Here is an 18,007-nt window from a genome sequence, read left to right as displayed (position 1 = left end):
CCCACCACCACGACGACCACCACCACGACGGCACCACCCGCGACCACCACCACGGTCCCACCGACGACGACAACCGGGCCTCGGACCGCGTCGGCGCCGGCCACGACCAACGGCCCGGATGACCCGGCAGGTTTCGCCGGCGTCGGGTCACTCACCGCCGCGATCAGGAATTGGGAGACGAACGGCATCCTCTGCAACGACACCGAGTGCGGCGGAGATCAGGCCCTGCTCGCGCTCATCGGAGCATTCCTCCTCGGTGGCAGCGTCATCACGACGTGGGCGCTGCGAGCGTAGCGATCTCCTCCGATCCACCGAAGCAGCCCACGCGAGCTCTTGGAACGCATGGCGACCGATGGGACGAGCACTCCCGGGACCGTGGCCGCCGGCATGATGCAGGCGAGCATCGTCCCGGATCTCGATTGCCGGTAGACCCGGATCAAGAGGGCAAAGCCCGTCAAGCCCGAGCCTACGATTGAGACGAGCCGGCCGCTCCAGACGATGAAGAGTGTGCGCATGATGATGTCGTCATGGTGTCGCACATGCACTCCTCCTACCATCGTGACCGCTGGAATCATACGTTCTCAGGCTGCCCGCTTGCTGCCTCTCGCATTCTTCTGTCGCAAGACCCTGCGCCGTGAGGCAGGAACCCAGTCTGACACCTGACGATTCGCAACCTTGCGCCTGATCGATGCCTGCACCGCCCTCGTGAACCCTTGTGTGATGGCGAACAACTGTCCCTCTCCCGAATGATGTCAGTATGATGTCATCCTGATGTCGACTTGTCAAGACAGGAGAGGTATTTCGTATCTCGTACGCCGTATTCCGTACTTGGTGCCTCGGCCGCGGCGTGCCGTCGCGGCAAGATCAAGGGGTGGAACGACCGACTGCCTACGAGATGATCGTCTCGCCGTCGACCACCATCTCGTCGACGATGCCGATCACGACGGCTCGGATCGGTGCCGTCTCCCATCCGACCACCTGGCGGGCAGACGTGCCCTCGTCGAGGATGAGCACGGTCTCCCCGGCCCCGGCGCCGACGGTGTCGACCGCGATCAGATAATCCCCATCGGCATCGCCCGCGGCATCGAGGAGATCGCACACCAGGAGCGTGCGATGGTCGAAGACGGGCGAGCTGATCGTGGAGACCACCGTTCCGACCACTCTGGCGACCTTCATGGGCCCACCTCGACGGCGTCCACGATGCCGACGATGGCGTGATCGACCGGCACGAACGTTTCGGGGAGCGCCTGGGCCGCTTCGCGCGACCCGACGATGTAGACCAGTTCGCCAGGGCCGGCCATGTGCACCGCATCTGCGGCGACGACCGGGCGCCCTTTCGGCCCCCGATCCCGATCGAGGGGTTGCACGATCAGAAACTTCACACCCTCCAGACCGGGCGCCTTGATCGTCGCGACGACCGTTCCGATGACTCGCCCCAGTTGCACGGCTACTCCTCGCCGACCCGGTCGGCAAAGCGCGCATTCGAGAAGAGGTTGTCCCCCATCTCAGAATGGAGCTGAGGGATGACCACCGAGATGACCCGTTCGGATACGCTCGCGGAGCCGATCTCGACCGCGGCCTCGACATCGGAGACCGCACCCTGGAACAGCAGGTAGCCCTTGCCGCCGAGACCATCGGCCATCCGAAGCTCCAACAGCGTCACCTTTGCACCTTTCACCCCGGCATCGGCCGCCTGGATGACCGCCGCCACGGTGCGCGTCTCGATGATGCCGAGGGCCTCTCCTCCCCCGGTACGTCGGACTCCCTTGACGGCCGCTGCGACGTCGGGGTGTACGTCCGGAAGCAGTACGACGTCCACGAGGGTCGTCACCGCTCGACCTGCGGTGACGGCTTCTTCGACATCGGCCACCTCGCCGGCGACGAGAACGAGGTACTTCCCCGGATGCACGGTTCCGGCCCGGATCACTTCGACGGGCGCGCGCTTGACCATCTGGTCACCCGCCTCGATCCCGCGAGCCACGGAATCGAACTCGAGGAGCGCCAGCGCGGGGCGCATCAGACGATCCTCAGGGATCCGACGACCGTGATTCGACGTTCGCGAGAGAAGGTCCGCGGTCTGGTCAGACCGTCTCCCGTGGGACTGGCGATCGAGAACGACGTGAATCCTTCCCCGCCTTCACCGAGTCCGGCGTAGTGGGGACCGTTCGCCACGAAGATGGAGCAGTTCATCGCCCTGGCCATCCTGGTGATCGTGTCGACGTTCGTCGAGTGGATCGAGGCGGTGTGGCGAAAGCCGTGTTCCGATCGGACGGCGAGGTCGATGGCGCGGTCGACGTCGGAGACGCGCACGACCGGCACGACCGGCAGCATCTGTTCGGTCCATACGAGGTTGTGCTCCACCGGCACCTCTGCGACGGCGAGGCGCACGTCGGATCCGACCTGAACGCCGATCTCGGCCAGGATCTCTCCGACATTCTTGCCGATCCATTCTTTGTTGATGACGCCCGGCTTCGATGGCGGTCCCATCTCGGAGAAGATGACCCGTTCGATCCTGCGAAGCTCATGCTCCTTGAGCACATACGCCCCGTGATGGGACATCCTCCTCACCAACGAGTCGGCGATCGTGTCGACGGCGATCACCGTCTTCTCGTCCACACAGACGATGTTGTTGTCGAACGATCCTCCGAGGATGATGTCTCGCGCCGCCTTGTCCAGATCCGCGGTCTGATCCACCACCGAGGGCGGGTTTCCCGGGCCCGCGGCAACGACCCTCTTATTGGTCCGCATCGCCTCCTTGACGACGCCTCCCCCGCCGGTGACGAGCAACACCGGGACGTCGGGATGGACCATGAGCTCATGCGCGGAGGCGATCGTCGGATTGGGGATGGCGGTGACGAGGTCCGGTGGACCTCCGGCTGCGACGATCGCCCGGTTGATCATCCTGACGTTCTCGGCCGAGACCCGCTTCGCGCTCGGGTGCACATTGAACACCAGCGCGTTCCCTGCAGAAACCACGGCGATCGTGTTGTTGATGATCGTCGAGGTCGGGTTCGTCGTGGGAGTGATGGACCCGATGACCCCGAAGGGAGCGAACTCGGTCACCATCATGCCCAGGTCGCCGGTCGTCGCCTCCAACTCGAGGTCCTCCGGACCGGGCGCCTTCACGGTGACGACACGATTCTTGACGATCTTGTCCTCGACCCTGCCAAGTCCCGTCTCGGCATGGGCCATCTCCGCCAGTTGCTCGCCGTGCCGGAGCATCGAGGCCCGCACGGCAGCGATGATCGTCTTGCGTGCTTCGAGACCTGCACCGCGAAACGTGTTGTACGCACACTTCGCCGCGGCGACCGCCTCGTCCACGGTGGCATGAATCCCGTCACCGAGCTCGACTGCGGAGATCGCCTCGAGTTCGGCCGCGCCGCGAAGCCCCGACCCGACCTGTTCGCCGGCGTCGCCGAGCTTCCTACGGACCCGGTCGATGATCTCCTGAATCTCAGCTTCGGTGATCACTTGTGGTACTTCTCGTCGCCGCCGACCTCCCACGTGTCGACGATCGCCATGACGACGGCATCACACGGCCGGTTGTTCGTCATCTCGGTTTGCCGGGCGGAACTGCCGGTCGCATACATCACGACCTCTCCGACGCCGGCACCGACAGCGTCGGCGGCCACGACGTAGCCGCCGGTCTCGCTGTCATCGACGTCGAGCTGTCGCAGCACCAGGAACTTGAGCCCTTCCATGCTGGGCTCCTTCCTGGTCGCGACGAGCGTCCCGGCGACTCGCGCCAGAAACATGTCGTCTCCTCTCAGGAGGTCTCGGCTTGCGCCTCCTCGGTACGACCAAGCGGCAGCACGAGGTCGACGTTGGTGTGCGGACGGGCGATGACATGGGTAGCAATGACCTCGCCGACCTTCTCTGCATTCCGGACGCCGGCCTCGATCGCCGCCTTCACGGCGGCGACGTCGCCACGTACCACTGCGGTCACATACCCGCCACCGGTCTTCTCGTAGCTCACCAATTCGACCTTGGCGGCCTTGACCATCGCATCGGCCGCTTCGACCATCGCTGCGAAGCCACGGGCTTCGATCATCCCCAACGCTTCAGCCATCGGACTGTCTCCTCTCGTTTCCTATTTCTCGCGACCCTCGACGGCTTCGATGGCGGCAACTGCGGCGCGCCAACCGACGTCGATGTCTCGTTCTTCTCCACCGAGGTACACGCGGCCCATCGAACCGAACGCCCGAACTTCGAGCACGTTGATGTCGGCCGCCTTCTCCGCTTCGTTGGCCGCCAGGGGCGCATACGCCGCCGGTTCGACCTCCATCACGTAGAGCGTCTGGCCAGGAATGATCATCTGGCCGTGCCGGGTCCTGTTGATGAGCTGCGCCTGGTGGTCGTCGATGCGCCGGATGAGCTGACTCGACAGAATCCGGGGCTTGATCCGATCCGTCTCCGTGAGGCCCAGCTCGTCCAGGATCGCCGCCCCGGCGGCCCGGGTCTCTGCCTGCTCCGGCGAATGAATCTCGAGCATCCCGTAGTACCGCTCGACGATCTGCATGCCCGGCTTGACCGTGGTGGACTTCAACGCGATGTCGGTGAGACGGTTGATCTCGATTCCCGGAGAGATCTCGACGTACAGGGAGGCGTCGCCGGCGAGCGGAAGGAATCCCTGGGCCGTCGTGCCGAGAAACGCGGCGTACTGCGGCTGCAGGCTGTCCAGGAACGCGTAGGTTCTCAGTTCGACATCACTCACTCGGTCAACCTCCGGTCACGATCTGAACGCCTGCCGATGCGCCGATTCTCGTCGCTCCGGCCGCCACCATGTCTCGCACATCCTCGGCCGTGTGGATACCACCGGCCGCCTTCACCCCCATCTTCGGCCCGACGGTCTCGCGCAGCAGCAGCACATCGTGCACGGTGGCCCCGCTCGATGCGAAACCCGTCGACGTCTTCACGTAGTCGGCCTTGGCCTCCCTCGCCAGCGACGATGCGATCACCTTCTCCTCGTCGGTGAGCAGCGCCGCCTCGATGATCACCTTGTTGAGTGCTCCCGACTCGTGACAGGCGTCCGACACTTTCGCGATGTCGTCGCGCACGAGGTCGTAGTCGCCGGATCGGAGCGCTCCGATATTGATCACCATGTCGATCTCCGATGCCCCGTCACGGATGACCCGCCGCGCCTCGAACGCCTTGATCTCCGCGGGCGTGGAACCGAGGGGAAACCCGACGACGGAGGCGACTTTCACGTCGGTGCCCCGCAGGTTCGTCTTGCATCGCCTGACCCAGAACGGATTGACGCACACGGCCGCGAAACCGTATTCGACCGCTTCCGCGCACAGACGGTCGATATCGTCTGCGGTGGCGTCGGGTTTCAGCAACGTGTGATCGATGTACTTGGCAAGGTCTCGGGGAACGTCGGCACCGGACCCGTGGTAGGAGACCCGATTCGCCCCGTTGGCGACCACTTCGCGGACCTTGTTCGGACTGTGGGATGCGCACGCGCCATCACACAACTCCTCATCCGGATGCAGGCCCGCGAGAATCTCCCTCGTGATGGCCTCGATCAGCTCTTCGTTCGTCATGCGCGGTACCTGCGGTCGATCTCGGTGATCAATCCCACTCGTCGTTCGTGGCGTCCCGGACCCCATTCGGTCGCCAGCCATTCGTCCACGATCTGCATCGCGAGGTTGGTTCCGATCAGGCCTGCGCCGAGAGTGAGGACATTAGCGTGGTTGTGTTCCCTGCTGTTCCGGGCCGAAGAGAGGTCGTAGCACAGGGCTGCCCTGATTCCGGGCACTTTGTTGGCGACGATGCAGGATCCGATCCCTGCTCCGTCGACGATGATCCCCCACCGACACGTCCCGTCGGCGACGAGTCGGGCAACCGCGTGGGCAAACTCCGGGTAGTCCACCGGCTCGTTGCCCCCGGTCCCGCAGTCATGGACGTCGTAGCCACGTTCCCTCAGCGAGAAGGCGATCTTCTCCTTCAAGGGAAAGCCCCCATGGTCCGAGCCCACGGCGATGGCGACCGGACCTGAGGCGATCTCCGTCGACGACGTCACCGGGGAGGGTGCAGGCTCGGTCAGAGCTTCTACGGCGGCGCGGACCAGCTCGCGTACTTCCTGCTCCGAAGGCATAGGAGCATCCTAGGGGAATCGGCACACGGCGAGCAGTCGAGGCGAACGACCACCGAGCCATCGCACTAACCTCAACGCACATGGACCCCGCATTCGTCTGGCAGAGGCCCAGCCCTCCCCCACCTCCGCGTGGTTGGATCACGCTGGAGCAGGCGTCCGACCTTGCCGGCGTTCCCGCGACGACCATCCGGAACTGGGCCCGGAAGCGAAAGGTCTCCACGAAGATGGACGGAGACGTGCGACTGGTCCTGAGGGACGACGTGATCGAACGGGCACACCACCTGGGACATCCGCATTCGCGTGCCAAGCAGGTGCCTCCGGCCCAGGCTTCGCCGCCGACTCCGCCCGAACCCCCGGTGCCGGAGGGGTCGATGCTCGTCCCGGTCGACGAGTGGCGTCGGATCCTCAACCAGCTCGGCAACCTGCATGAGGCCGGGCAGCAGCTCGCCGACGCTCGCGAACGCGCCGCGAAGGCCGAAACCGAAGCCCAGTTCCTCAAAGAACGGGTGAGAGAACTGCGAGGGCGGCTCGAGGACGCGGCGAAGCCACCGCCGGCCCCGCCTCAGCCGGCGCCTCGACCCGAGCCGGTCCCCTCCGCCGACCCGGTTCCCGAGACCCGGGATCCCGGACCGTTCTGGCTCTACATCGTGCGACGCTGGGGAACCCGCAAGCGGTAGGGCTACGTCGCCGCGCGGCTCACCTAGTCTGCCTGCGGTGAACAGGAAGATCTGGATCGCGATGCTGCTGGCGGCGTTCGGGTGGGGTACCGGCGGCGTTGCCACGCGCAGCGTCCTGCTCCACGGCGTCGACCCGTTCACCCTGATCTCCATCCGCTACCTGCTGTCCGCCTTCCTGCTGGCCGGATGGCTCCTGTGGCGAAGAAGCCTGACGGCCAACCGTGGAGCGTGGCTCGCTGGACTCGCCATCGGGATCGTGAACATGTCGGGACCGACGGTCTTCTTCACCCTGAGCCTCCAGCACATCTCAGCCGGCCTCGGGGGCCTGCTCGTCACGCTCGTGCCGATCGCGACGGCGGTCTGGGCACACTTCCTCCTCGCCGACGAGCCGTTCAGCGCCAAGAAGCTCGGCGGTCTCGTTGTCGCGTTCGCCGGTGTGGCCGTGCTGATCGCAACCGGCGAGAGTGGCATCACCGGAGGTAATCCACTGCTCGGCGTCGCCTGGTCCGGCCTGGGGATCTTCCTGGCTTCGCTCGGCGGTGTGCTGAGCCGCACCTACACGCAGCGCTACAGCGTTGCCGAGCTCGCAGGTCCACAGTTCGTCGTCGCCGCCGGCGCGTCCCTGCTTGTGGCCGAGATCCTCGGAACGACGTCGATCGGTGCGATCGGAGCAGTCTCGTGGGGGTTGCTCGGCTACCTGGCGACGATCGGAACCGTGGTGCCGTTCGTCGGGTTTCTCTGGGTCGTGCAGCGAACCACTGCAACACATGCCTCACTGATCGGCTACCTGGTCCCCCTGGTCAGTCTGGTCACCGGGGCGGTTTTCCTGTCCGAGCGTCTCACCGTCGTCATCGGCCTCGCTGCAGTTCTGATCCTCGTGGGAGTTGTCATGGTGGACCGTACGGACACCCCTCGACCGGTGGTGCCGTAGGCATAGGCGCGCCCCTGGTACGCTGCGCGACCATGAGTGACTCTCGGCATATCCTCGTCGCCGTCGCGTGGCCGTACGCAAGCGGCTCGCGGCACCTCGGTCACCTTGCCGGCGCGTACCTCCCGGCCGACATCTTTGCCCGCTACCACCGTCTGGCAGGCAACCAGGTCCTGATGGTCTCCGGAAGCGACGTCCACGGGACTCCGATCACCGTGCGCGCCGACCAGGAGGGAGTGGAACCGTCGGTCATCGTCGATCGGTACCACCAGGAGTTCCTCTCCAACTGGGAGAGTCTCGGCATCTCGTGGGACCTGTACACGACGACAGGGACCGACAATCACCGGGAAGTCACCTGGGACGTCTTCCGGCGTCTCCACGAGCACGGGTACATCGTTGCCAAATCGACGCCGCAGTTCTACGACGCCGAGGCCGACCGTTTTCTGCCCGACCGGTACGTCGAGGGGACCTGCCCGTTCTGTGGATACACCGGGGCGCGCGGCGATCAGTGCGACGATTGCGGCCGTCAGCTCGACCCCGAGGATCTGATCGATCCTCGCAGCCGGTTCTCCGGCACCACCCCGGTGATGCGCGAGACCGAGCACTACTTCCTGCGCCTGTCCGCATTCGAGGAACGCCTGTTGGCTTGGCTGGAATCACGACAGGGCTGGCGCAAGCACGTCCAGAACATGGCGATCGGATTCACGAAGGATGGCCTCCACGATCGAGCCATCACGCGGGATATGACCTGGGGAATCCCGCTCCCCCCCGAGTTCTCGGATCTGGGAGAGGGCAAACGTATCTATGTGTGGTTCGAGGCCGTCATCGGCTACCTGTCCGCTGCCAAGGAGTGGGCGCGCCAGACCGACGATCCGCAAGCCTGGCGAGCCTGGTGGGAGGACCCGGAGGCCGAGTCGTACTACTTCATCGGCAAGGACAACATCGTGTTCCACGCCGTCATCTGGCCATGTCAACTCATGGGATACGAGGGGCTCAACCTGCCGACCGACGTCCCGGCCAACCAGTACGTGACGTTCAAGGGAGAGAAGGGATCGGCCAGTCGCGGGATCGGACGTTCCATCACCTGGTACACCGATCGGCTCGAACCCGACGCTCTACGCTACGCGGTTGCAGCGTCGCTCCCCGAGCAGAACGACACCGACCTGTCCGATGCCGAGATCGTGCGGCGCATCAACGAAGAGCTGGTCGCCACCTGGGGGAACCTCGTGAACCGGGTTCTGAACCTGACGGCTCACAGGTTCGACGGGATGATTCCCATGCCTGGGACGCTCACCGCCGAGGATCGCGAGCTCCTCGACACCATCGACCGGACCCTCACCGACGAGGCCGATCTCATCGAACACGTCGAGTTGCGCTCGGGGCTGCGGACCGCGATGCAAGGAGCGCAGGTCGTCAACGTCTACCTCAATGCCCAGGAGCCATGGAAGGTCATCAAACAGGACCGGGAACGCGCCGCAACCGTTCTCTGGGCTGCGCTTTCGGCAATCGCCGGGCTGAGCGTCGGGTTCCTGCCCTATCTGCCGTTCACCTCGGCTCGCCTCCATGACATACTTGGACTGAAAGCCGCGCAGGGCGGATTGCGCAGACCCGATGTCCCCGGCGGCACCCGCCTCGGCGACATCGGCCCGCTGTTCACCAAACTGGACGACACGGCTCTGTAGGAGCCCGCCGGGCGACCGAGGCCTGCCCGGTCATGCGAACGGCATTCCCGGGCAGCGACGCGACACTCAACTCGGCGGGTAAACCCCCATCGCCTTCGCCTTGTCCGTCTGCCAGAAGATCTCGGCGATCTCGTCGATCAGCTCGAGCAGTCTGCGCCCGTCCTCAGGATCGACGGTCTTCTTTGCGATGCCCGCCTGCTTGATCGCACGCCAGAACAGATCGTGAAGCTGCGGAAACGCCGCGACGTGCTCGGGTCCGAAGAAGTCGGCCCACAGCACCATCAGATGATGTTTGACCAGTTCGGCCCGCTCCTCTTTCAGGGCGAGCGCCCGGTCACGGAACACGGGATCGTCGGATTCCTGGTACTTCTGCGTGATCTTGAGTACCGACAGAGCCTCGATCTTCGCCTGCGCCGGGTCATAGACACCGCAGAACAGGTCACAGTGGGCATGGGCGATACGTACGGGGGCAAACAGGCCCACGAATACCTCCTGGCAGAATGGGCTAACGCCACCGACGATACACTCTGGACATAGCTAACGGAGACGGCCCATGGGAAAACTGCGCATCGCGGGCACATTGCTCGTCGCCCTTGCCGGTGGTGCTGCGGCGCGCCGGACGTATCAGCGCCTCGCCCGCTTTGAGATCAGCGAAGTCTCGATGACACCGACACTCCGGCCGGGTGATCGGGTCTTGACCTGGGAGCGGACTCCCAAGCGCGGAGACATCGTCGTATTCGAACATCCGACCAGGCCCGAGTCCTGGCTCGTGAAACGGGTCATCGGCCTACCTGGAGAGCAGGTGACGATACGAGACGGCAACGTGCTCATCAACGGCTCGGTCCTCGAGGAACCCTGGACCGACCAGTCTTCCGGACCGGACACCGAATGGAGTCTCGACGATCACGAGGCCATCGTCCTGGGCGATGCCCGGCATCTCTCCGCCGGTGACAGCAGGCAGGTCGGACCGCTTCCCATCGATGCACTGCTCCACACGGTCATCGCACGGTACTGGCCGAACCCTGCGAGGATCGCGTGACCCCTACACAGAAGCGCATCATCGGGGCGCTCGCAGGCGCCGTCGTACTCGTGTTCGCAGGGGTTGCCATTGTGGCGCTGACCAGCCCGTCATCCGAACCAGCGACCACGATCACCGTTGCCGCCGTGACCACCACCACGACGACCACCCAACCGACCACGACGTCTTCGTCGACGACGACCGAGCCGACGACCACCCAACCGACCACGACGTCTTCGTCGACGACCACCGAGCCGACGACCACCACGACCAGCACGACCCTCCCGCCGTCGGAGATTCTCATTCTCGGACCGGAGAACATCGATGGGATCATGTTTGGCACCGACGCAGAGCAGGCCATCACGTCCTTCGAGGAAATCCTCGGACCTCCGAACTCGGACACCGGGTGGGTGCCGCCCGTGAACGGCGAAGGGGACCAGATCTATGGACCGTGCCCCGGCACTTTGATCCGGGTGCTGGAATGGCCGAACCTGACCACCGTGTACACAGACGCGCAAACCCAGTGGGCCGATGAGGGGACACGCCACTTCTTCTTCTACAGCTATGTCCTCTTCGACGTCGATCTGCTCGGCCTCAAGACTGCCGAGGGCATCGGGCTCGGCTCGACGACCGAAGACCTTCGTGCGGCGTACGGAGACACCGTCGAGATCACATCGGACGAGTTCGGCGACTACTTCAGTGTGTCCGTCCCCCCACCCGGAGTTCTGTGGGGTTTTCTCACCGGACCCGACGGTACGGTCGTGTCGATCCAAGGAGGAACCGGCTGTGGGGAGTGAGCCCATGGACCTCGGCGTCGGTCTGATCTCCTGCCAGCGAACCGCGGGCGATCCGCGGACGTGGGAGGATCTCTATCGAGAGGCGCTCGATCTCACGGTTGAAGCGGAGCGGCTCGGTTACGCGTCCATCTGGACGACCGAGCACCATTTCGTCGATGATGGGTATGCGCCGTCCCTGCTGCCGCTTTCGGCGGCCATGGCGGCGCGCACCTCCCGGATCAGAATCGGGACCGGCGTGATCGTGGCACCGCTGCACCACCCTCTCCGGCTCGCCGAAGATGCGGCAGTCGTCGACCTGATCAGCAGCGGGCGATTGATCCTCGGTCTCGGGCTCGGCTGGTCCGGCATCGAATACGCGGGCTTTGGCGCCGATCTCCACACACGCGGAAAGGCCATGGACGAGATCCTCGACATCCTCCCCAAGGCGTGGTCCGGCGTGCCGTTTCACCACGAGGGACAGGTCTATGACTTCCCCGAGTTGGCCGTACGTCCAACGCCGACCGGCCACATCCCCATCTGGATCGGAGGCGGCGCTCCAGCCGCGGTGCGCAGGGCTGCCCGACTCGCGGACGGCTTCTTCTCCAATGCGGCCCCCGAAGGCCTCGAGGCCCAGATCGAGATGGCGACCGAGGAAATGCGCCGCCACGACCGAGATCCCGATCGTTTCACCTGGGCGTACTACGCCATCATCTACCCGAGCGACGATGCAGACCGGGGCTGGTCGGAGATTCGCGAGCACATCCACCACATGCGCTGGAAGTACGAGGACATGGAGATCTCCGCCGGTCGAACGGGACCGATTCCCGCTCCCCCACCGCTCGACCCGACCTCCGAGAAGGAGCTGCGAGCATCGGTGATGGTCGGGCCCGCGGAGCAGATCGCAGAACGGCTCCATGCCGTGCGGGACAGGGTCGGTGTGCCCCTGCACATCGTGGCACGCTCGCTGTTCTCCGGGATGCCGTACAGTCGGCAAACCGAGACACTCGAACGCATCGCCTCCGAACTGATGCCGCTCCTCTGAGCATCCGGCAGAACGGCCCCACCGTGACGAGGCCGCGTCAACTGCCGGGAACGGGAAACCGGGCAGCATCGCTACACTCGTTCCGTCATGCGATCGCTCCTCATCACGATCTTCGCCCTCTCTCTGCTCGCGACGGCCTGCTCGGGGAAGGCCGCGGATACGACCGCAACGACGACTGCAGCCGTGACGACGACCACCACAACCACGGCCGCGACGACCACGACCACGGCCGCTACGACCACGACGGCCGAGCCAACGACCACCACGACCGTCTACGACGGTCCGGTCGCGCCACTCAACGGCCTTCCCGTCGACGATCCGGCGCTCATCGACCGCAGAGTGCTCGCCGTCAAGATCGACAACCACGCGGCTGCCCGCCCGCAGTCGGGGCTGCCGGACGCCGACGCGATCATCGAACTCCCCGTCGAAGGGGTCACACGATTCATAGCCCTGTTCAATGTGGGTGATTCGACGTATCTCGGACCGATCCGGTCTGGACGCCCAACCGACCCTGGACTGATCAAACCCCTTGGAGCGACCTTCGCCATCAGCGGAGCTTCGAACTGGATCACCCGCTTCATCCGCAATGCGAACGTTCCCCTCCTCTACGCGCCCTCACCGGAGATGTTCCGCATCTCCCTGCGTAAACCGCCCCATAACCTGTATGGCAGCACTCCGGCGCTCCGCGCGCTCGCCGATTCTTTGCGCTTCCCCGACGCACCTCCACCAAACCTGTTCACCTGGGGACCGCTCAAACCCGACGGTCCCGCGACCAAGATCACCCTCTACTGGTCTCCACGAACCGTCTGGACCTGGGACGGCGAGCACTACACGCGCACATCCGACGGCAGGCCACACGAGTGGCTCGCCAAAGATGGCACAACCGGCCCCATCGCAGCGGACACGCTCGTCGTGATCGTCGCCCGCAGATACACGGCACGGCCTCCCAAACCTTCCGACGGGAAGTCCGTCCCGGCCATGGACACCGTCGGTTCGGGCCGCGTCCTCGTGTTCGCGGGAGGCGAGGTCGAAGAGGGCACGTGGACCAGAGACTCCACCGAGGAAGTCTTCCACCTGAAACGCCCCGACGGATCCACCCTGACGGTCCCCCCGGGCAAACCATGGATCTCGATCTTCCCCGACACTCTCGACATCGAGTGGTGAACGTCTCCGGCAACGCAGAAGCCGTCCGTCGAGGTGAGATCGGCGCGGTGGAAGTGATCGCGAGCGCCCTGGACCGCAGCAAGTCCTACCAGGACACGCTCAACGCCTACACGCTCATCGATGAGGAGCGCGCGCTGGCACGAGCGAAGATCATTGACCAGCTGGTTGCCCGGGGCCAGGATCCAGGGCCGCTCGCCGGGGTTCCGATCGCCCTCAAAGATCTCATCGATCAGGCGGGACTCCCCACGACCTGTGGCTCGGGCTTCTACAAACGGATCGCCGACCGATCGGCAACCATCGTCGAACGCCTCGAAGCGGCCGGCGCCGTAATCATCGGCAGGACCGGCCTCCACGAGTTCGCCTACGGATTCTCGAGTGAGAACCACTGGTTCGGTCCCGTTCGCAATCCATGGGATACCCAGACTTCCCCCGGCGGGTCGTCGGGAGGTTCCGCCGTCGCTGTCGCCGCGGGTCTCGCTGCCGCCGCGATCGGGACCGACACGGGCGGTTCCGTGCGCGTGCCCGCGGGCATGTGCGGCGTTGTCGGGCTCAAGGTGACCCACGGACGGGTTCCGCTCACCGGAGTGTTCCCGCTCGCCAAATCACTGGACACGGTCGGGCCGCTCGGACGAAGCGTCGAAGACGTGACGCTCCTGTACACGGCTCTGGCAGGACACGATCCACACGACCCGTGGTCGGCTCCCCGCCCGGTACCGATACCCGACGAGGCACGAGCCGACCTCTCCGGGATACGCATCGGTCTCCCCCAGCCATGGATCACCGACGCTCCCGCGGCCCCGAACGTCGTAACTGCATTCGCGACCGCAATCGATCGAATCTCCGACGCGGGTGCGATCGTCACCGAACTCCGGGCCCCGACACTCGTGCCGTCCCGGTACGGTGGATGGATCGTCGGCGGTGAGGCCGCGAACGTTCACCGCCCATGGTTCGGGAACCGACCCTACGGTCCGGCCGTGGCCGAACGGCTGCGCACCGCATTCGATATCACGATCGATCAATACATCGACGCACTCGAGTGGACGGCGAAGCTGCGCAACGCGACGGCGCTCGCCTTCCAGGACGTGGACCTGCTTCTGACACCGACGGTCGCGGCAACCCGCAAGACGATCGGAGAACCGACCATCGATGGTGTCCCGTATCGCAGGGTACTTTCGTGGTTCTCTTCACTCGTCAACCACATGGGTGTGCCGGCCTTGAGCGTGCCGCTCCGCGCACCGGGGACACCACCTCCTTCCCTGCAACTCATAGCTCCCCGGTGGGCCGAACACCGCCTTCTCGCCACGGGAAGGGCACTTGAGAATCTTCGCATCGCGGCCTTCTCCCCGCCCCCGATTCCCTGACGTCGGCACCTGCTTGGACTACCGGCCAGGATCGGTAGACTCACGCCGAGCACCGGGAGATACGGCTGCTCTACGCGTGAAAGGACCAACGTGTCGAACGACACAACCACTCTCGAACCACACGAGGTAGAAGAGCTCGACAAGGTCATCGTCCGCTTTGCAGGCGACTCCGGTGACGGCATGCAGCTGGCCGGGACCCGCTTCACAAGCGATTCGGCCTTGTTCGGCAACGACCTCGCAACATTCCCAAACTTCCCCGCCGAGATCAGGGCACCGGCCGGTACCGTCGCCGGCGTTTCTTCGTTCCAGGTGCAGATCGCAGATTTCGACATTCTCACGCCAGGTGATGAAGCCGACGTCTTGGTGGCAATGAATCCCGCCGCACTCAAGGCACACCTCAAGGGCGTGAAACCAGGCGGCATGATCATCGCGAACGCCGACGCTTTCGAACCTCGGAACCTGAAAAAGGCCGGTTTCGAATCCAATCCGTTGGAAGATGGTTCGCTGGACGGCTACCGGGTCTTCGCGGTGCCGATGGAACGTCTCACGAAGGCCGCCGTCGCGGACACCGGGGTCAGCAGCAGAGATGCGTTGCGATCCAAGAACCTGTTCGCGCTCGGATTGCTCGGATGGATCTTCACCCGGCCGATCGACCCCACGATCGACTGGCTCAAGAAGAAGTTCGCCTCCAGACCCGAGGTCGCGGCAGCCAACATCGCCTCCCTGAAGGGTGGCTACAACTACGGCGAGAACACGGCCGCGTTCAAACACACGTTCCACGTTCGGAAAGCGGCCCTCGAACCCGGCGAGTACACGAATGTGACCGGCAACACGGCGCTGTCCTGGGGACTGATCGCCGCTGCAAAGGCGGCAGGGCTCCGGCTGTTCTACGGCAGCTACCCGATCACTCCCGCGTCGGACATTTTGCAGGAACTGGCGAAGCGCAGGAATTTCGATGTCATGACGTTCCAGGCGGAAGATGAGATCGCAGGTATCGGCTCCGCCATCGGAGCTGCATTCTCCGGACACCTCGCCGCGACGGGAACCAGCGGACCGGGCCTCGCCCTCAAGAGTGAGTCGGTGTCGCTGGCGGTCAGCATCGAGCTGCCGCTGGTGATCATCGATGTTCAGCGGGCAGGGCCGTCGACGGGTTTGCCGACGAAAGTCGAGCAGACGGATCTGCTCTTCGCCATGTATGGGCGCCACGGGGAGGCTCCGCTGCCGATCCTTGCCGCCAAGTCGCCGTCCGACGCGTTCGATACCGCGATCGAGGCGGCCAGACTCGCTCTCAAGTACATGACACCGGTGATCCTGCTGTCCGACAACTACATCGCCAACGGCTCGGAACCATGGCTGCTGCCGGACCTCGACTCGCTGCCGGACATCTCCGTTCCCTTCGCGGTCGAACCGAACGCGGATGGGCGCTTCCTGCCATATCTGCGGGACGAGAAGACGTTGGCAAGGCCGTGGGCAATCCCGGGGACACCGGGGCTCGAACATCGTGTCGGCGGCCTCGAGAAGCAGGAGGTCATCGGAAACGTCTCGTACGATCCGGCCAACCACCAGCTGATGACCGACATCAGAGCCTGGAAGATCCGAGGCATCGCCAATGACATTCCCTCGTTGGAGGTTGAAGGCGACGAAGACGCCGACTTGTTGGTACTCGGCTGGGGTTCGACGTATGGACCGATCATGGGGGCGGTCAGGCGGGTCCGCAAGGACGGCTTGAAGGCCGCTACAGCCCATCTGCGGTACCTGAACCCGTTCCCGGCCAACCTCGGTGACATTCTGTTGAAGTATCGGACGATTCTCGTACCGGAGGTCAACTCCGGGCAGCTTCGTCATCTGCTCCGAGCCGAGTACCTGGTGCCCGCCGTGGGCCTCAACCAGGTGACCGGGTTCCCGTTCAAGGTATCGACCGTCGAGAAGAAGATCCGGGAGATCCTCGCATGACCGAGACACTCACCTATACACGCAAGGACTTCCAGTCCGATCAAGAAGTCAAGTGGTGCCCCGGCTGTGGGGATTTCACCATTCTGGCATCCATCCAGTCGTTCTTCGCCGAGGCAGGCCTGCCGAAAGAGAACTTCGTCGTGATCTCGGGAATCGGCTGCTCCTCCCGTTTCCCGTACTACATGAACACCTACGGCATGCACACCATCCATGGCCGGGCCCCGGCGATCGCCTCCGGCATCGCAATCACCCGTCCGGAGTTGTCTGTCTGGGTGACCACGGGCGACGGTGATGCACTGTCGATCGGCGGGAACCATTTCATCCACCTGATGCGCCGCAACGTGAACGTCAAGCTCGTGTTGTTCAACAACCAGATCTACGGCCTCACGAAAGGCCAGTACTCGCCGACCAGTGAAGTCGGCAAGATCACCAAGTCGAGCCCGATGGGTTCGATCGATCGGCCGTTCAACCCGGTGAGCCTCGCGCTCGGCGCCGAGGCCTCGTTCGTGGCGCGAACCATCGACATGGATCGCAAGCACACGATGGAGATTCTCCGGGCCGCGTACGAGCATCGGGGCACCGCGCTCATCGAGATCTACCAGAACTGCAACGTGTTCAACAATCATGCGTTCCTGGAACTGACCGGGAAGCAGATTCGTGACGAGAACCGGATCAATCTCGAGCACGGCAAACCGGTCGTGTTCGGCCCCGAGGGCGAGCATGCGGTGATCCTGGAGAACGGCGCCGCGAAGGTGGTTCCGACGGCATCCGTCGATCCGTCACAGATCGTCGTGCACGACGCGCACGCGGTGAACCCGAGCGTTGCATTCGCACTGAGCCGCCTGTCGCACGGCCCGCACGGCCCCACCCCGCTTGGAATCTTCCGGAGCGTGGAGCGGCCGGTCTATGAGGACGTTCTCCAGCAGCAGATCGACACTGCCCAGGAAAAGAAGGGCGTCGGCGACCTCGACGAGCTTCTCCGCTCGGCAGGAACCTGGACGGTCGAGTAGCCGGTCCCCTCACCTGCTTCCCCTCGGGGGGAAGCAGGTGAGCCTTCGGGGCGATGGGGGTGTCCCAGAACCGGCGCAGCCGGAGCCACCCCCTCAGGGCGAAGCGCCGGACCCATTCTTTCCTTCCCCCTCAGGGCGAAGTGGGTGAGTCTTCGAGGCGATGTGGGTGTCCCAGAGCTGGCGCAACCGGAACCACACCCTCAGAAGGAAGCGCCGGACCCATTCTTTCCTTCCCCCTCAGGGGGAAGTGGGTGAGGAAGCTCTGTGACGAACCCGATGGGGGTGTCCCAGAACCCGCG

Annotated in this window: 21 protein-coding genes; 9 read left to right on the top strand and 12 right to left on the bottom strand. The window is 64.6% G+C overall.

Annotated elements, in window-relative coordinates; all coding sequences use genetic code 11:
- The 11 genes from GXP34_00230 to rpiB form a co-directional block, all read right to left on the bottom strand.
- The coding region (locus tag GXP34_00230) for a hypothetical protein (GenBank protein ID NOY54403.1) at positions 1 to 188 on the bottom strand (188 nt) is incomplete at its 3' end.
- 30 nt (positions 189 to 218) lie between these two features.
- Entirely contained in the window at positions 219 to 539 is a 321-nt protein-coding gene (locus GXP34_00225) for an MFS transporter (protein ID NOY54402.1), read from the bottom strand.
- A gap of 349 nt (positions 540 to 888) precedes the next feature.
- On the bottom strand, positions 889 to 1,176 hold the full coding sequence (locus tag GXP34_00220; GenBank protein ID NOY54401.1) for a EutN/CcmL family microcompartment protein: 288 nt from the start codon (positions 1,174 to 1,176) through the stop codon (positions 889 to 891).
- Positions 1,173 to 1,445, bottom strand: a complete 273-nt coding sequence (locus GXP34_00215) for a EutN/CcmL family microcompartment protein (GenBank protein ID NOY54400.1) — start codon at positions 1,443 to 1,445, stop codon at positions 1,173 to 1,175. Before GXP34_00215 ends, GXP34_00220 begins: the two co-directional genes overlap by 4 nt.
- 2 nt (positions 1,446 to 1,447) lie before the next feature.
- Positions 1,448 to 2,017 (bottom strand): BMC domain-containing protein, encoded by a 570-nt coding sequence (locus GXP34_00210; protein ID NOY54399.1) that lies wholly within the window; start codon positions 2,015 to 2,017, stop codon positions 1,448 to 1,450.
- Positions 2,017 to 3,471: an aldehyde dehydrogenase family protein gene (locus GXP34_00205; GenBank protein ID NOY54398.1), complete on the bottom strand. Its 1,455-nt coding sequence runs from the start codon at positions 3,469 to 3,471 to the stop codon at positions 2,017 to 2,019. The genes GXP34_00210 and GXP34_00205 overlap by 1 nt, the downstream gene beginning before the upstream one ends.
- Complete coding sequence (locus tag GXP34_00200) at positions 3,468 to 3,755, bottom strand: EutN/CcmL family microcompartment protein (GenBank protein ID NOY54397.1); 288 nt, start codon at positions 3,753 to 3,755, stop codon at positions 3,468 to 3,470. Before GXP34_00200 ends, GXP34_00205 begins: the two co-directional genes overlap by 4 nt.
- A gap of 11 nt (positions 3,756 to 3,766) precedes the next feature.
- Complete coding sequence (locus GXP34_00195; GenBank protein NOY54396.1) at positions 3,767 to 4,069, bottom strand: BMC domain-containing protein; 303 nt, start codon at positions 4,067 to 4,069, stop codon at positions 3,767 to 3,769.
- Between the two features lie 21 nt (positions 4,070 to 4,090).
- Complete coding sequence (locus tag GXP34_00190; protein NOY54395.1) at positions 4,091 to 4,714, bottom strand: hypothetical protein; 624 nt, start codon at positions 4,712 to 4,714, stop codon at positions 4,091 to 4,093.
- 4 nt (positions 4,715 to 4,718) lie between these two features.
- On the bottom strand, positions 4,719 to 5,543 hold the full coding sequence (deoC, locus tag GXP34_00185; GenBank protein NOY54394.1) for a deoxyribose-phosphate aldolase: 825 nt from the start codon (positions 5,541 to 5,543) through the stop codon (positions 4,719 to 4,721).
- Positions 5,540 to 6,097: a ribose 5-phosphate isomerase B gene (gene rpiB, locus GXP34_00180; GenBank protein ID NOY54393.1), complete on the bottom strand. Its 558-nt coding sequence runs from the start codon at positions 6,095 to 6,097 to the stop codon at positions 5,540 to 5,542. Before rpiB ends, deoC begins: the two co-directional genes overlap by 4 nt.
- An 80-nt stretch (positions 6,098 to 6,177) precedes the next feature.
- On the opposite strand from rpiB, the gene GXP34_00175 reads away from it, so the two are divergent.
- The 3 genes from GXP34_00175 to metG are packed head-to-tail and all read left to right on the top strand — an operon-like array spanning position 6,178 to position 9,384.
- Positions 6,178 to 6,774, top strand: a complete 597-nt coding sequence (locus GXP34_00175; protein NOY54392.1) for a helix-turn-helix domain-containing protein — start codon at positions 6,178 to 6,180, stop codon at positions 6,772 to 6,774.
- Between the two features lie 37 nt (positions 6,775 to 6,811).
- A complete protein-coding gene (locus tag GXP34_00170) occupies positions 6,812 to 7,705 on the top strand; it encodes a DMT family transporter (protein ID NOY54391.1) in 894 nt (297 codons plus the stop codon).
- Between the two features lie 32 nt (positions 7,706 to 7,737).
- On the top strand, positions 7,738 to 9,384 hold the full coding sequence (gene metG, locus GXP34_00165; protein ID NOY54390.1) for a methionine--tRNA ligase: 1,647 nt from the start codon (positions 7,738 to 7,740) through the stop codon (positions 9,382 to 9,384).
- Between the two features lie 66 nt (positions 9,385 to 9,450).
- On the opposite strand, the gene sodN is transcribed toward metG, so the two are convergent.
- A complete protein-coding gene (gene sodN / locus GXP34_00160) occupies positions 9,451 to 9,867 on the bottom strand; it encodes a superoxide dismutase, Ni (protein ID NOY54389.1) in 417 nt (138 codons plus the stop codon).
- 70 nt (positions 9,868 to 9,937) lie between these two features.
- On the opposite strand from sodN, the gene lepB reads away from it, so the two are divergent.
- From lepB to GXP34_00130, 6 genes are all read left to right on the top strand, one after another.
- Positions 9,938 to 10,423 carry a signal peptidase I gene (gene lepB / locus GXP34_00155; protein NOY54388.1) on the top strand — a complete coding sequence of 162 codons (486 nt, stop codon included), beginning with the start codon at positions 9,938 to 9,940 and terminating at the stop codon, positions 10,421 to 10,423.
- 780 nt (positions 10,424 to 11,203) lie between these two features.
- Positions 11,204 to 12,220 (top strand): LLM class flavin-dependent oxidoreductase, encoded by a 1,017-nt coding sequence (locus GXP34_00150; GenBank protein NOY54387.1) that lies wholly within the window; start codon positions 11,204 to 11,206, stop codon positions 12,218 to 12,220.
- 87 nt (positions 12,221 to 12,307) lie between these two features.
- Positions 12,308 to 13,384, top strand: coding sequence for a DUF3048 domain-containing protein (locus GXP34_00145; protein ID NOY54386.1), 1,077 nt, complete (start codon positions 12,308 to 12,310; stop codon positions 13,382 to 13,384).
- A complete protein-coding gene (locus tag GXP34_00140; GenBank protein NOY54385.1) occupies positions 13,378 to 14,745 on the top strand; it encodes an amidase in 1,368 nt (455 codons plus the stop codon). Before GXP34_00145 ends, GXP34_00140 begins: the two co-directional genes overlap by 7 nt.
- Positions 14,746 to 14,925: 180 nt before the next feature.
- Positions 14,926 to 16,698, top strand: coding sequence for a 2-oxoacid:acceptor oxidoreductase subunit alpha (locus GXP34_00135; protein NOY54384.1), 1,773 nt, complete (start codon positions 14,926 to 14,928; stop codon positions 16,696 to 16,698).
- Entirely contained in the window at positions 16,695 to 17,708 is a 1,014-nt protein-coding gene (locus tag GXP34_00130; protein NOY54383.1) for a 2-oxoacid:ferredoxin oxidoreductase subunit beta, read from the top strand. The genes GXP34_00135 and GXP34_00130 overlap by 4 nt, the downstream gene beginning before the upstream one ends.
- The last annotated feature ends 299 nt before the right edge of the window (positions 17,709 to 18,007 follow it).

Source organism: Actinomycetota bacterium (assembly GCA_013152275.1).
Lineage (GTDB): Bacteria > Actinomycetota > Acidimicrobiia > Spongiisociales > UBA4744 > BMS3Bbin01.
This window is presented reverse-complemented; position numbering and strand designations above follow the sequence as displayed.

Bases quoted from the DNA above. Each gene is read 5' to 3' on its own strand.
- GXP34_00220 (NOY54401.1), bottom strand. From the start codon at position 1,176: ATGAAGGTCGCCAGAGTGGTCGGAACGGTGGTCTCCACGATCAGCTCG.
- GXP34_00210 (NOY54399.1), bottom strand. From the start codon at position 2,017: ATGCGCCCCGCGCTGGCGCTCCTCGAGTTCGATTCCGTGGCTCGCGGG.
- GXP34_00200 (NOY54397.1), bottom strand. From the start codon at position 3,755: ATGTTTCTGGCGCGAGTCGCCGGGACGCTCGTCGCGACCAGGAAGGAG.
- GXP34_00195 (NOY54396.1), bottom strand. From the start codon at position 4,069: ATGGCTGAAGCGTTGGGGATGATCGAAGCCCGTGGCTTCGCAGCGATG.
- deoC (NOY54394.1), bottom strand. From the start codon at position 5,543: ATGACGAACGAAGAGCTGATCGAGGCCATCACGAGGGAGATTCTCGCG.
- rpiB (NOY54393.1), bottom strand. From the start codon at position 6,097: ATGCCTTCGGAGCAGGAAGTACGCGAGCTGGTCCGCGCCGCCGTAGAA.
- GXP34_00175 (NOY54392.1), top strand. From the start codon at position 6,178: ATGGACCCCGCATTCGTCTGGCAGAGGCCCAGCCCTCCCCCACCTCCG.
- metG (NOY54390.1), top strand. From the start codon at position 7,738: ATGAGTGACTCTCGGCATATCCTCGTCGCCGTCGCGTGGCCGTACGCA.
- lepB (NOY54388.1), top strand. From the start codon at position 9,938: ATGGGAAAACTGCGCATCGCGGGCACATTGCTCGTCGCCCTTGCCGGT.
- GXP34_00150 (NOY54387.1), top strand. From the start codon at position 11,204: ATGGACCTCGGCGTCGGTCTGATCTCCTGCCAGCGAACCGCGGGCGAT.
- GXP34_00145 (NOY54386.1), top strand. From the start codon at position 12,308: ATGCGATCGCTCCTCATCACGATCTTCGCCCTCTCTCTGCTCGCGACG.
- GXP34_00135 (NOY54384.1), top strand. From the start codon at position 14,926: ATGCAGCTGGCCGGGACCCGCTTCACAAGCGATTCGGCCTTGTTCGGC.
- GXP34_00130 (NOY54383.1), top strand. From the start codon at position 16,695: ATGACCGAGACACTCACCTATACACGCAAGGACTTCCAGTCCGATCAA.